Source organism: Acinetobacter sp. TYF_19 (assembly GCF_043105125.1).
In the GTDB taxonomy this organism is placed as follows: domain Bacteria; phylum Pseudomonadota; class Gammaproteobacteria; order Pseudomonadales; family Moraxellaceae; genus Acinetobacter; species Acinetobacter johnsonii.
In genome coordinates this window covers 1-13081 of the sequence record NZ_JBICLH010000035.1, presented here as the reverse complement: position 1 = coordinate 13081, position 13081 = coordinate 1, and the positions used below count along the sequence as shown (strand labels likewise).

Here is a 13081-nt window from a genome sequence, read left to right as displayed (position 1 = left end):
TTCAAACAAAATCTGAAAAATGTGCTCTTATGCCCGTTTAAATAATTTTAGAGCCGTGTAGTACCAGCAGAATCTATAGTATCTACGTCTTTCTTGCTAGATGACGCCGAGATCACCAAGGCAATGCCTGCCAGAATAATCGTCGCAGAAATAATGATTCGGAAACTCAACGCTTCCCCAATAAACAATGCCCCACCCAGAATCGCCAAAGATGGCACGGACAATTGCACGCTACTGGCCGTCACCCGGTCAATCTGCTTCACAATGCCATACCAAAGCACATATGCCCCACTCGATGCTAAACCACCAGATAAGAGTGCCAACAGCATACCTTTTGGGTTAATAAAACTCTGTGTGTAAAAAAATAAATAGACCAAGACAACAAAAGGAATCGCCACTACAAAATTTGCCAAGCTACTGGCCAGTGGATTATGCATATTTTTACCTGCGATGCTATACATCGCCCAACCTATGCCTGAAAGCACCATCAATGCAGCATAACCCAAAGGGGGTGCCGAAGCCCCTGGAAGCAATAAAATCAAAAGACCTAAAATAGCAATCGATAACCCCAACCCGCGTCGCAAATTTATTTTTTCACCATTACACAGGCCATAACCGACCATAGTTAATTGAACTGTCTCAAATAGGAGTAATGCACCTACACCCGCATCGATATGCAAATAGGCCAGCGAAAAAGCCACAATATATAAGGCAAGAAAAAATCCGTTTTTTACACTCCACTCTATTTTGGCCTTATGAGTAGAGAGCATATACAGTAGAAATAACACCATTGCACCGCTACAGACCCGAAGTAAGCTAAAACTCATCGGATCAATCTGCTGCTCAGCCAACGCTAAACGACATAGCACCGAATTGGCTGCAAAGGCCAACATTGCAATGGAAATTTTAAGCAGCATGTTTGAGCATCCTTATTCAACAGCTTGCTTTAGATATATCGAATATATCTTATTAAATCTAGAGAGTTTTGCTCATGAAATTTATCAGTAATATCAATGTACAACTCAGATGATTCAACCTGAATACCTGATTATTTCGCATCATCTGGTGAAAATAAAGCAATCACATCTGCTTCCGTGAGCTGCTCTGTAGAATACTTAAATTGGTAAAAATCAGGCTTATTATCAATATAAATTTCTGTTGTAAGCTTTAAATCTTTTGGCTGTTCTTCCATCGCAAATACATTGATATTGCAATAGCCGCCGTCCTGAGTTCGCCAAAAAAGCGACGTGCCACATTCGCTACAAAAACCACGCTCTCCCCAATCCGATGACTTGAATAATTTTAAATATTCTTGATTGTCAAACTTTAAACTATTGGGTTCGACATCAATACTCATGAGTACCCCGCTCGACTGCTGGCGGCACATCGAACAATGACAAGCATGCACATCATGATTTTTGAGTGCGGCTTGGAACTTAGTTTTACCGCATAAACAGGACACGTTCATTGTGAGTTCCTTCTTCATGTGAAGACTGTATAAAATTACTAAAACCTTGTTTATCTTATATATAAATAAAAAACAAAGAGTGTATAAATTTTGTGCACCACATTAAAACAATGCTCACGTTTAGGTTACTCAGTTCTATCAACACTCAAATCATCAAAATGAATACGCTTACACTTTTTACATGCAATCCGTTCGCAACATCATCTCAATCCGTGATTACGATTTCGTTGATTTTGTACTGATCAATCCAATGCTCAATATTGACGAAAAGACTGAATTTTGCTTAATTGGACAACAAGTTCCAAAAAGGAACTCATAGATAAATATAGGAATGAACAAGATGAATCCCAAAGAAATGACAGGACTACAACTCTTAGAAGCCATGTGTGCAGGAAAAATTCCACCAGCAAGTATCAGTGAAACTATTCCCATGCAGCCTTTTGAAGTTTCTGAAGGAAAAATTAGCTTTAAAGCAAAAGCGGATCACCGCCATTTAAATCCGCTTGGTGGCGTGCATGGTGGCTTTGCAGCAACAGTACTCGACTCAGTAACAGGTTGCGCTGTACATACTATGCTTGAAGCAGGTGTTGGCTATGGCACCATTGATCTGAATACTAAAATGTGCCGACCGATTCCAAGAGACAAAGAACTGCTTGCCATCGGCAGCGTGATCAACATCAGTAAGAACTTAGGTATTTCTGAAGGTAAAATTGTAGATGAAGACGGTAAACTCTACGCCCATGCCACAGCCACCTGTATGATTATTCGTTCCTAAAAACGAAAGGCACTGATAAATTTCAGTGCCTTTTTTACGCCAAATTAAACTTTACTTCAGCATGACAGATCAAATTGCGGTTTTAAACGTCTTCAGCGTCTGCAATTTTGAGGCATCAGGACGCTCAGCCCCTTTATAAATACAGTAATATTTAAATGCGCTGTCTAAACTCACGTCTAAACTTTTGCCTTCAGCAGCAGACCAGACTTTTGAACGATTATTACCTGATAAAGCACTGCCTGACAACTGATACAAATACAGATCATGTTCTCGCTGCACAGTCTTTTTAAGAGTACTGGTTGACTGTTCGGAAAGGAGCTGACAAGGACTGTTGACCAGCCAACGCTCACTAAACCAAAGTTGTAATAAATCACCCAAATACAAGTCCGTATAACCGACAGGCCAAACATCAATATAGGCTGACTCTACAGGGGTATAGTATTGTTCAGGATTTGAAATAATAGAAAGATACTGATCTTGATAATCAGCTAGGTTTGCAAAAATATCGGAAATAGTAAGCGTATTCATTCGCTTTCTCCTGTTTAGCCATTTTAGTGCTGGCAAGTTGGTTATAAATCCACACTGTTTAAGTTTTCACTTAAACGCTCTGTTGTTAAAGTCAGACTATCAACGACTTTCCCACATTGCAAGAACTTCAATACGATTTTTTTTGAAAATGATTTTTTTGTTCAAATAAAAAGCATCCAATATAAAAATGACAGCAACATGACATTTTAGACTTGACCCACTATGAAATGTCCTTATAATCGCATGCAGATTCTCCAATAGCTCAGTCGGTAGAGCGACGGACTGTTAATCCGCAGGTCCCTGGTTCGAGCCCAGGTTGGAGAGCCAAATTCAAGAAAGCCCACACTATAAGTCGTGGGCTTTCTTCTTTTCTACACATTAAAAGTTTTACCGCTTAAGGTGTAAACCCTCCAGCTAAGTTCAACAGAAAGCCAGAACTAAACTATTCTCGAAAAATAACTTATCTTAAAAACACTAAAAAATGATTCACAAGAAAAATCATGAGCACATTTAAAACACATGTGGATGTTCGTCCAGATCACAGCAACTGAAATGAAAAAATGGAAAGGGCAAAAAGATTGGGAATACCAGCTTAGTTTTAGTGATCCTGCTTATAAAGATATTTCTACTGGATGTAATCATTATGAGTAAAATGACAGATTATTTTTAATTTTTATTCACCCACCACAGCCAATCATTAAAAATATTTTTTAAGAAAATAGATCTTTCCACCCAATTAAGTCATGTCTCTGAGACTTTGCGAAATACTCTTTCTGATGTAACCATTTTTCATGATGTGCAATGGTGGAACGTGGAAGATATAAAAAAGTACAAGAAATCATCGTCAAAATTCTAAGCACACCTACTCAAATAACTCATTCCACTGACTCATATTTCGCGATTTTATGGAAAGGAATTACAGCTCTCAATACATCATATCTACCCATCTCTAATTAAAAAGCCCAATCGATAAAGATTGGGCTTTTTAATGAGTTAGAATTATCTACACTGAGAATTTGCAACTTTCGAACAGTCTACAAACTGTGGCATTCACCCACCTTATTTCTAAGTCGCTTGCATAGGCACGCCACTATGGAAACGAAACACATCATCAGGTGTACTAATTAGCTCTTTTTCGACGTTACGGATATGTTCAATACGGGCTTGAATATCTTCTTTCGGATTTTTCAATTTCCCCGTTTGCGCAACATCTAAAGCCAAAGCTAAATAGTCTTCAAAATGGCGTGATTCAGACTTCAGCAGGTAGCGATAGTAACGACCTAATTCATCATCGACCAAAGGTGCTAACGCGTAGAAACGCTCACATGAACGTGCTTCTACAAAGGCACCAATGATTAAAATATCAATTAAAGCCTCAGGCTCATAAGTCCGCACTTCTTTACGTAAACCACCCGCATAACGACCAGCGCTCAGATTGCTCCACTCTAGCCCGCGCTTTTTCATAAATTCAAGCACTTGCTCATAATGCAGCATTTCTTCACGAACCAGTTGTGCAAGCTTGACTTGTAAATCGGTAAAAAAACTATATCGAAACATCAGGTTCATCGCTGTACCTGCAGCTTTCTTCTCACAATTCGCGTGGTCTTGCATCAGCACATCAAGATTAGTCAGTGCTTCAGCCAACCAAGCTTTTGGTGTTTCACAGCCCAAGAAGTCCATGACGGGCTTCATGAGTTCATCATAATTGATATTCGACATATTCAAATCTTAAAAACTTTAAAATTAACGTGCAGCTTTAATCACTGCTTTCATTTCACGCACGGCTTGTTCCAAGCCCACAAAAATTGCATCGGCAATCAGTGAATGACCGATATTTAATTCGTGGATCTGTGGAATTTGCGCAATTGGCGTTACATTTTCAAGGTTGAGTCCATGCCCAGCATTGACTACTAAACCCTTAGATGCCGCATATTCAGCACCTTTGACAATACGTTCAAGCTCATGTTGCTGAGCTTCAGGTGTTTCTGCATCAGCATAAGCCCCTGTATGAATTTCAATGGTTGGTGCACCACAAGCAACTGCTGCATCAATTTGTGCAAAGTCAGCATCAATAAACAATGACACATCACAGCCAATCTCAGACAAGGCTTGAGTTGCTGCTTTGACATCGTCAAAATGTCCAACCACATCCAAACCACCTTCGGTCGTCACTTCTTGGCGTTTTTCAGGAACGAAACACACATGATGCGGTTTAATTTCTTTGGCAAATGCAATCATTTCATCTGTGACTGCCAACTCCAAATTCATACGTGTTTTAAGCGCTGGCCGCATACGACGCACGTCATCATCTTGAATATGACGGCGGTCTTCACGTAAATGCAAGGTAATCCCTTCCGCCCCTGCTTGCTCACAGATCAGTGCTGCATTGACTGGATCAGGATAAGACGTTCCACGCGCTTGTCGTAAAGTTGCCACGTGGTCAATATTTACACCAAGTAATGCAGCCATATTCATTTCCTAATTACGATTGAGTTTGAGTGTTCTGAATCCACAACTGACGACTTTTTAAAGGGCGATCGCCCAACAATGAACTGATCATTTGTCGATACAACTTGGTCAGTAATTGTAACTGTTCCAAACCAAAATCCCTACCCTTTTCATATTGGCACATGCTTAAAATTTGCTGTCCGTTTAAGGTCGCTCGCGAAGCTTGTGCAGTAGGAATAAAGCCTTCATTCAACTGGAATATATAGTTGAGTGATGCTTGAATTTCAAGTTGATTCGCATCGGTCGAAAAATCTAAGGCATAGCCCAAATCTTCCAGCAGTTCATGCTCAAACTGCCTTAGAATTTGTTTTAAAAATTGATTAGGATCGGCTTGCTGCGCTAGTTGTTGTAATTGCGTTAGCGTATGCGCATATTGAGCAAAACTTTGCTCCATTTGTACTTCGAGCGGACACAGCCTGAGTAGGATCTCATTGAGATAAAAACCTGAAAAAAAAGCATCCCCGAAGAAAAAAATCGGCTGATTGACAATTTCAAGTTTTGTAAAATTTTTGAGTTCAGATTTACCCGAAGCTTGTAAACAAATCGGCTGATATTGTGGCGGCGGGGTTTGCCTTAGAATACCATCAACTCGCCCATGCTCTTGGGTAAATAAATGCACAATATGACTACGTTCACGGTATTTTCTATGGTGAATTAAATAACCATGCAGTACTTCATTGCGCATGAGGAATTAACTAATCTTTTTTATCTTTATCATTCTGTTCGCTGTCTTCATCATTCCCATCTGGGATAACAGCACCAACCACCGCTGCGGTTCCTTTCACCACACCTTTTGTGGTTTTATACGCAATCTTTACAGGAACGGTGACGATCTTGTGTATACAACCTTGCAAAAACAACATACAAGCCATTACTGCGAACACTTTGGCCATAACACCATCCCTATAAAAATTTGTTTTCTTAAAACTTAGATATCGCTATAACCTAAGCTTTTCAATGCACGTTCATCATCAGACCAACCACCTTTCACTTTAACCCAAAGCGTCAGCATGATCTTTTGTTCAAACATTTTTTCCATATCGATACGGGCATCCATACCGATTTTCTTAAGCTTAGCGCCTTTTTCACCAATCACAATTGCTTTCTGGCCTGGGCGGTCTACAAAAATCGTTGCATCAATATATGTACATGCTGGTTTTGGACGACCTGTTTTTTCATTTACCGTTGCTTCTTCAGTCTTAAACGACTCAATTTGCACGGTTAAATCATATGGTAGTTCCTCACCCAACTGACGCATAATCTTTTCACGGATAATTTCTGATGCCAAGAAACGTTCAGAACGATCTGTCAGTTGATCCAATGAATACATCGGTGGCTGGAAAGGTAAATATTTTTCAATGGTATCGCGCAGATGGTCTAAGTTTGCGCCACGTAGCGCAGAAACAGGAACAATCTCAGCAAAATTCATTAATTTTGCACGTTCTTGAATCAAGGGTAATGCATGGTTTTTATTTTCAAGTGTATCAATTTTATTGATCACAAGAATCACTGGCATCTCTGCATTTTTGAGTTTTTCCAAAACGAGCTCATCGTTTTGAGTCCACTTGTCTGCATCCAGAACAAACAATACCAAGTTGACATCACGCAATGCAGAAGACGCAGCACGGTTCATCATTTTGTTGATGGCGCGTACTTCTTTTTTATGCATCCCTGGTGTATCAACAAATACCGCTTGAGATTTTGCACGTGAATCAATTCCCACAATTTTATGACGTGTGGTTTGTGGTTTACGTGAAGTAATCGATAATTTTTGACCCAACAAATGGTTCATCAACGTAGATTTGCCTACGTTTGGACGACCGACAATTGCCACAAAGCCGCTACGAAAATCCGTTGGGATTTCTGTGCCTTGTTCGCTAAAAAATTGGCTAATTAAATCATTACTGTCGCTTTGCGACTCGTGATCAGCATCGATGTGATCGGAAGAATTTGACATGGCAGATTACTGCTCCAAAAGTTTTAAAATGTCCGCCGCAGCAGCTTGTTCAGCAAAACGGCGACTGGTACCCTCACCCATTACAACAGACAATCCATCCACTTTACACTCCACTTTGAAATGCTGATTGGGTGCATCGCCTTGAATATCGACCACATCATAAACTGGGAGAGCTTTTTTTCGTGCCTGAAGATATTCTTGTAAACGAGATTTAGGATCTTTAAGTTGATCGGTTGGCTCGATATGGTCTAAATATGGCTCGTACCATTTTAACACAATCGGCTCCAACACCGTTAAATCACTACAATCCACATAGATTGCACCAATAATCGATTCAACCGTATCCGCAAGGATGGACTCGCGATGATGTCCACCTGATTTTAACTCACCTGTACTTAAGATGAGTGACTGGCTCAGTTTTAAATCATTTGCAATCTTACCTAAAGCTTCCTGACGAACCAAGGTTGCACGCATACGCGTCAAACGGCCTTCGTTCTCAGTTGGATAAGCTTTGTAGAGATAATTTGCAATAATCATCCCTAACAAAGAATCGCCTAGAAACTCTAGGCGCTCATAGTTGTATTTGTGGCTCACCGATCGGTGAGTCAGTGCAAGCTGAAGTAATTCAGGTTGTTTGAACTGATAACCGATACGGCTCGCTAAGCGGGCTTCACTTAGCTTGGACTGAGCTTTGATCAAAACTTTTCTCGAACTTTAATACTAAATCTATATTCAGCAAGAATGGTTTTCTTACCTCATACTCCTTTTTCACCTGCAACCCTTCGGTATTGGTGACTTGCATAATTTCTTTAATCTTCACATCACGAATACCATTCATATCCAAACGCTTTGAAAGCTGACTCTCAAACTCCGCGGGCTGAATATTTTTCGGGCTGCTTTGAAATACTTCCTCAATTTGGCTATTGATCATCCGATCATCAAAATAAGGAGCCCAAACTGCAATTGCCACTTTCGCCATAAATGCAAACCCCATGATTGCAAATAAAATGGCGATATAAGATGCCCCTTGTTGATTCTTGCGCATTTTTTATTTTCCGAATCGATATTAGTCAATGCTACCGTTACGGTTAAATGACGGCAACTTAAAGCCAGGTTCTTTATGCATCCAAATATAAAATGCACGACCCGTTAGGTTCTGTTCAGGAACCATTCCCCAGAAACGACTGTCAGCACTTTGGTCGCGATTATCCCCCATCGCAAAGTACTCACCTTCTTTTACTTTCACTTCCCAATATAAACCATTTTCAGCAGAGTATTTACCATTTTCTACAAAGTTAATATACGGTGCTTGGCGTGCAACATTGACACCCTCTAACTCACGCATGGTAAAGGTATGCTTGCCAATGGTTTCTTTATGATATATCGAAGTAGGCGTATCTAAACGGTCTTTTTCACGGCTAAACTCTACAGGCACTTTAGCAATTTTTTGACCATTAATGGTTAATTGGCCATGATCAAAAACAATGTGATCACCCGGAATACCAACTACACGTTTGATATAGCTGATCGTCGGTTGCGGTGGATAACGGAAGACGATCACATCACCACGCTCAGGCTCACCCACATCAATCACTTTTTTATTCACAATCGGCAGGCGAACACCATAGTCAAACTTATTGACCAAGATGAAGTCACCAGTTTCTAAAGTCGGGACCATCGAGTCGGAAGGAATATTAAAAGGTTCATAAAAGAATGAACGTAAGCATAGAACAATCGCAAGGACTGGCCAAAAATCATAAGCCCAAGTAATGACAAAATTTTCATTCCCCTTGCCTTTTGTCGCTCGCTGTTTAAATACAAACTTATCGAGCAACCACACCAAAAAGAAAATCAGTGTGACAGGAACAAGTATCAAATTAAAATCAAAATCCATGGGCTTATATTCCTACCTTTTTATCTTTCTACTTTCAACACAGCCAAGAACGCTTCTTGTGGGATTTCTACACTTCCCACTTGCTTCATGCGTTTCTTACCTTCTTTTTGCTTCGATAGCAGTTTCTTCTTACGAGAAACGTCACCACCATAACATTTCGCCAATACGTTTTTACGCATTGCCTTTACGGTTGAACGAGCAATAATTTGTGCGCCAATGGCCGCTTGAATTGCCACATCAAACATTTGACGTGGAATCAAATCTTTCATTTTTTCAACCAATGCAATACCTCGGTGACGGGCATCTTGACGGTGACAAATCATTGCCAAGGCATCGACTTTATCGCCATTGATAAGAACATCGACTTTTACCAATGATGAACTTTCAAAACGTACAAAGTTATAATCAAGCGATGCAAAACCACGTGAACACGACTTCAATTTATCAAAGAAGTCCATCACCACTTCCGCCATTGGAATTTCAAAGGTGATCGAAACTTGGTTCGCCATAAACTTCATGTCTTTTTGAACACCACGGCGCTCTACACACAAAGTCATCACATTACCCAAATACTCTTGCGGTACAAGGATATGGCACTCAGCAATCGGCTCACGTAAGTCTTCGACTGTTGAACCATCTGGCATTTTAGATGGGCTATCGATATAAATCGTCTCACCATTCTTCATCACCGCTTCATAAATCACAGTCGGTGCAGATGAAATGAGGTCTAAATCATACTCACGCTCTAAACGCTCTTGTACGATTTCCATGTGTAGCATGCCTAAGAAGCCACAACGGAAGCCAAAACCTAAAGCATCTGAGCTTTCAGGTTCAAAAAATAATGCCGAGTCATTGATCTGAAGTTTATGCAAAGCTTCACGGAACGGTTCAAATTCACTTGAATCAATTGGGAACAAACCTGCATAAACCTGCGGCTTCACTTTTTTAAAGCCCGGTAAGGTTTTGACTTCTGGTGTGTTGGCAAGGGTAATCGTATCACCGACTGGCGCACCAAAAATGTCTTTAATCCCTGCAATTACGAAACCAACTTCACCCGCTTCAAGGATGTCTGTCTCAGTATGCTTAGGATTGAAAATACCCACAGAAGTAATGATGTGCGTTTGGCCTGTTGATTTCATCAACATCTTGTCGCCCTTACGCACACGACCTTCTTTCACACGTACCAAAGAAACCACGCCTAAGTAGTTATCAAACCAAGAGTCGATAATTAAAGCTTGTAATGGCGCATTACGATCACCAGTAGGTGCAGGAATGACATTAACAAGGGTTTCTAAAACGCTATCAATCCCAAGACCTGTTTTTGCCGAACAGGTTGGCGCTTCAGTTGCTTCAATACCAATAATGTCTTCAATTTCTTGAATCACACGTTCAGGTTCAGCCTGTGGTAAATCAATTTTATTCAATACAGGAAGGACTTCGAGACCTTGCTCAATTGCGGTGTAACAGTTCGCAACTGACTGTGCTTCCACGCCTTGTGCTGCATCTACAACCAACAATGCACCTTCACAAGCCGCCAATGAGCGTGACACTTCATATGAAAAGTCGACGTGGCCTGGTGTATCAATAAAGTTCAATTGATACTCTTGGCCATTTGGATGGGTGTAATACAAAGTAACCGACGCAGCTTTAATGGTAATACCACGCTCACGTTCAAGTTCCATGGAGTCAAGTACTTGTGCTTGCATTTCACGATCTTGCAAACCACCACAGGTTTGAATAAAGCGGTCAGCGAGCGTTGACTTCCCGTGGTCAATGTGAGCAATAATGCTAAAGTTTCGTATATTATTGATATCTACAGACTTTTTTACAACTGCCATAAACTACTCTAAAAATATGTACACAATCATGTACTCAACTGCAAAAGTACAAATGACGTGTAAAAAGAATGTTGCTAAAAACTTCGCACAGTATAAGCAGATAAGTGTTAAAAATATATATTGTGATTGAGAAAAACCATCTTACAGAACAAACTGAATACAACTCAGGGCTTAAAGCTATAGCGTTGTGCTGAATCACACGCCTGTCTGCATTTTTCGTTTTATTTCTACTTATATAGTCATCGTAATTTTTGTGGTTGATAAATGGAACTCATTAAATATGAATGTATCAGATCTAACACCAAGTCAATTACCGTACGCTCTCGCTCAAGCAATGAAAGTTAAATCAACACCAGTTATTGATTGGGAGTTATGTGGAAAGTTGATAGAAAAAGAAAAAATTAGCATCCCCCCTTCGTTCTCTAGATGGAGCGCTTTTTGTTCTGGCTTTGATCCAAATGACAGAGAAAATGAACAAGTTGGGGATACAGTTAAAGAGGCTATAGTGAAGTGCTTTATTGAAAAGAAACTTGGAAGTGAGGTTTAAAAAATATGAAGTCAAATTCGCTATTATTTTGGGTTTTTCTTGCTGTAAATTTATATTTAATCAGTATGCTTGTTTTTGTAAGTGTTCAGTTTTTTAGTGGATCTGATACTGACAAAATATCTGCATTCGGAAGTGTTCTTGGAGGTGTTGGAGCCTTTTTTGCAGGCTTTGTAGCAATTTATTTATTCAATGGATGGAAAGTTCAGCACAACCATACCTCACTAAAAGAATTTTCCCTTAAAGTGTTTTATGTATATACAGATATAAATGTTAGGCTTGTTTCAATTAATGACATTTTTGTTAAATCCTTAGAAAAATATAAAATCGGGACAAATAAATATATTATTTCAAAAGTTGCAGATGATATTGAGCCTGAGTTAAAAATTCTTGGAGATAGATTTGTTGAGCTATTGCACCAAATTCATTTCTTTCAAAATTTAAATAGTGACTCTGATAATCAAACACTCTCTGAAATGCACAATTTAATAATAGACTATATTGAGGTAATGGATATTAGTCGTTATCGAAAATTAACTGATCATGAAGAGTTTGCGAGCGTTGAATCCAAACTAAAAGTTAAATGGAGTGAACTAGATGATCCATTTTGTGATTACCTGAAAAAGTATATCGTTTTTGAAAAGAATATTAGAATCATTAAATAGGATCCCTTACCTATGTGTGCAAACTTTGAAGCGATCAGAAAGAATCGTGCATTTCTACTAGACCTCCCTGAGCCTGATCAATTGGAGTTCCCCGAAGACATTTTCCCGAACTATCCTTCACCTTTGATCTTTTCCAATGACGGCAAGATCGAATGGAGATCAGTTAATTTTGGAATGATTCCCAAATGGGCCAAGGAAAAGAATTTCGGCAAGTACACATACAATGCCCGGACTGAGACGGTCGCTGAGAAACCCAGTTTTAGGGAAGCTTGGCATAAGTCTCAGTTTGGCTTGATTCCTGTCGAAACCATCTTTGAACCTAAATACATTGATGGAAAATCTCACTGGTATGGAATTGCACGTGCGGACGGTATGCCTTTTACTGTGGCGGCCATATACGAGAATGCCTTCATCAATGGAGAGCAAATCAGATCGATGAGTATGCTCACCATTAATGCCGATAAACACCCTTTCATGAGGCAATTCCATAAACCAGATGATGAAAAGCGCTCGATCATCGTAATCCCTGATGAATACCGCGAAGAATGGCTGAATTGCAGCTTTAAAGAGGCGCATGAGTTCTTCTTTGAAATGCAGGATGAGTACATCACCTTCCCTAAATACCGCTTATCTGAAAACGATGCTCAACCTAATTTAATTTGAAGGTGCATTGATTATCCACAGCTTTTAAATTTGAAATTTAATTTGCCACCGACTATCCTAAAAAAAGAGTTCAGTTCCAAACACGCCTCGTAGCGTAGGAGTCAAACATGTCAAAGAAACTACCGATCTATTTCTCGGATGACGTCTGGTCATTCCTTCAAACACTTATGGGCCCAGATGGTGCTCCAAGTCCTACAGTCAATGCTGTCTTTGAAAAAATACAAAAAGAGCATGAGCTAGG

At 39.8% G+C, this 13081-nt stretch carries 16 protein-coding genes, 1 tRNA gene and 1 pseudogene; 6 read left to right on the top strand and 12 right to left on the bottom strand.

All coding sequences use genetic code 11. From position 1 onward, the window contains the following. Nucleotides 1–47: 47 nt before the first annotated feature. Complete coding sequence (locus ACF8FD_RS03845; RefSeq protein WP_234303720.1) at nt 48–917, bottom strand: DMT family transporter; 870 nt, start codon at nt 915–917, stop codon at nt 48–50. 131 nt (nt 918–1048) lie between these two features. Beyond that, a complete protein-coding gene (locus ACF8FD_RS03840) occupies nt 1049–1468 on the bottom strand; it encodes a GFA family protein (RefSeq protein ID WP_234303721.1) in 420 nt (139 codons plus the stop codon). 340 nt (nt 1469–1808) lie between these two features. Between ACF8FD_RS03840 and ACF8FD_RS03835 the strand changes: the two genes are divergently transcribed. Beyond that, entirely contained in the window at nt 1809–2243 is a 435-nt protein-coding gene (locus ACF8FD_RS03835) for a PaaI family thioesterase (protein WP_010326446.1), read from the top strand. Nucleotides 2244–2312: 69 nt separating this feature from the next. Here the strand turns inward: ACF8FD_RS03835 and ACF8FD_RS03830 are convergent, their stop codons facing one another. Next, nucleotides 2313–2771, bottom strand: coding sequence for a hypothetical protein (locus ACF8FD_RS03830; protein WP_234303722.1), 459 nt, complete (start codon nt 2769–2771; stop codon nt 2313–2315). Nucleotides 2772–3022: 251 nt separating this feature from the next. On the opposite strand from ACF8FD_RS03830, the gene ACF8FD_RS03825 reads away from it, so the two are divergent. Next, a tRNA-Asn gene (locus ACF8FD_RS03825) sits at nt 3023–3098 on the top strand. Nucleotides 3099–3836: 738 nt separating this feature from the next. Here the strand turns inward: ACF8FD_RS03825 and ACF8FD_RS03820 are convergent. The 9 genes from ACF8FD_RS03820 to lepA are packed head-to-tail and all read right to left on the bottom strand — an operon-like array spanning nt 3837 to nt 10968. After that, a complete protein-coding gene (locus ACF8FD_RS03820; protein ID WP_148826276.1) occupies nt 3837–4490 on the bottom strand; it encodes a tRNA-(ms[2]io[6]A)-hydroxylase in 654 nt (217 codons plus the stop codon). A gap of 24 nt (nt 4491–4514) precedes the next feature. Continuing rightward, entirely contained in the window at nt 4515–5240 is a 726-nt protein-coding gene (gene pdxJ / locus ACF8FD_RS03815) for a pyridoxine 5'-phosphate synthase (protein ID WP_004980400.1), read from the bottom strand. Between the two features lie 13 nt (nt 5241–5253). Further along, the gene (recO, locus tag ACF8FD_RS03810; RefSeq protein WP_004980401.1) at nt 5254–5964 is read right to left on the bottom strand and encodes a DNA repair protein RecO; all 711 of its coding nucleotides are present in this window, start codon (nt 5962–5964) and stop codon (nt 5254–5256) included. 10 nt (nt 5965–5974) lie between these two features. Further along, a complete protein-coding gene (locus ACF8FD_RS03805; RefSeq protein ID WP_234303723.1) occupies nt 5975–6172 on the bottom strand; it encodes an NF038104 family lipoprotein in 198 nt (65 codons plus the stop codon). A gap of 35 nt (nt 6173–6207) precedes the next feature. After that, on the bottom strand, nt 6208–7236 hold the full coding sequence (gene era, locus ACF8FD_RS03800; RefSeq protein ID WP_004693663.1) for a GTPase Era: 1029 nt from the start codon (nt 7234–7236) through the stop codon (nt 6208–6210). Between the two features lie 6 nt (nt 7237–7242). Continuing rightward, nucleotides 7243–7935 (bottom strand): ribonuclease III, encoded by a 693-nt coding sequence (gene rnc, locus ACF8FD_RS03795; protein ID WP_058869418.1) that lies wholly within the window; start codon nt 7933–7935, stop codon nt 7243–7245. After that, nucleotides 7907–8281 carry a DUF4845 domain-containing protein gene (locus ACF8FD_RS03790; protein ID WP_004693667.1) on the bottom strand — a complete coding sequence of 125 codons (375 nt, stop codon included), beginning with the start codon at nt 8279–8281 and terminating at the stop codon, nt 7907–7909. The genes rnc and ACF8FD_RS03790 overlap by 29 nt, the downstream gene beginning before the upstream one ends. Before the next feature lie 21 nt (nt 8282–8302). Next, nucleotides 8303–9130 (bottom strand): signal peptidase I, encoded by an 828-nt coding sequence (lepB, locus tag ACF8FD_RS03785; RefSeq protein ID WP_010326441.1) that lies wholly within the window; start codon nt 9128–9130, stop codon nt 8303–8305. Between the two features lie 20 nt (nt 9131–9150). After that, nucleotides 9151–10968, bottom strand: a complete 1818-nt coding sequence (lepA, locus tag ACF8FD_RS03780; RefSeq protein WP_004693672.1) for a translation elongation factor 4 — start codon at nt 10966–10968, stop codon at nt 9151–9153. A gap of 280 nt (nt 10969–11248) precedes the next feature. Here lepA and ACF8FD_RS03775 point away from each other — a divergent pair, with 280 nt between their 5' ends. The 4 genes and pseudogenes from ACF8FD_RS03775 to ACF8FD_RS03760 all read left to right on the top strand — a co-directional run. After that, nucleotides 11249–11515 carry a phage protein NinX family protein gene (locus tag ACF8FD_RS03775; protein ID WP_279679352.1) on the top strand — a complete coding sequence of 89 codons (267 nt, stop codon included), beginning with the start codon at nt 11249–11251 and terminating at the stop codon, nt 11513–11515. A 5-nt stretch (nt 11516–11520) separates the two neighbouring features. Further along, entirely contained in the window at nt 11521–12177 is a 657-nt protein-coding gene (locus ACF8FD_RS03770; RefSeq protein WP_279679351.1) for a hypothetical protein, read from the top strand. Between the two features lie 12 nt (nt 12178–12189). Then, nucleotides 12190–12840: an SOS response-associated peptidase family protein gene (locus tag ACF8FD_RS03765; RefSeq protein WP_392453213.1), complete on the top strand. Its 651-nt coding sequence runs from the start codon at nt 12190–12192 to the stop codon at nt 12838–12840. 107 nt (nt 12841–12947) lie between these two features. Further along, nucleotides 12948–13081, top strand: a pseudogene (locus tag ACF8FD_RS03760) (LexA family transcriptional regulator); the annotation flags it as partial.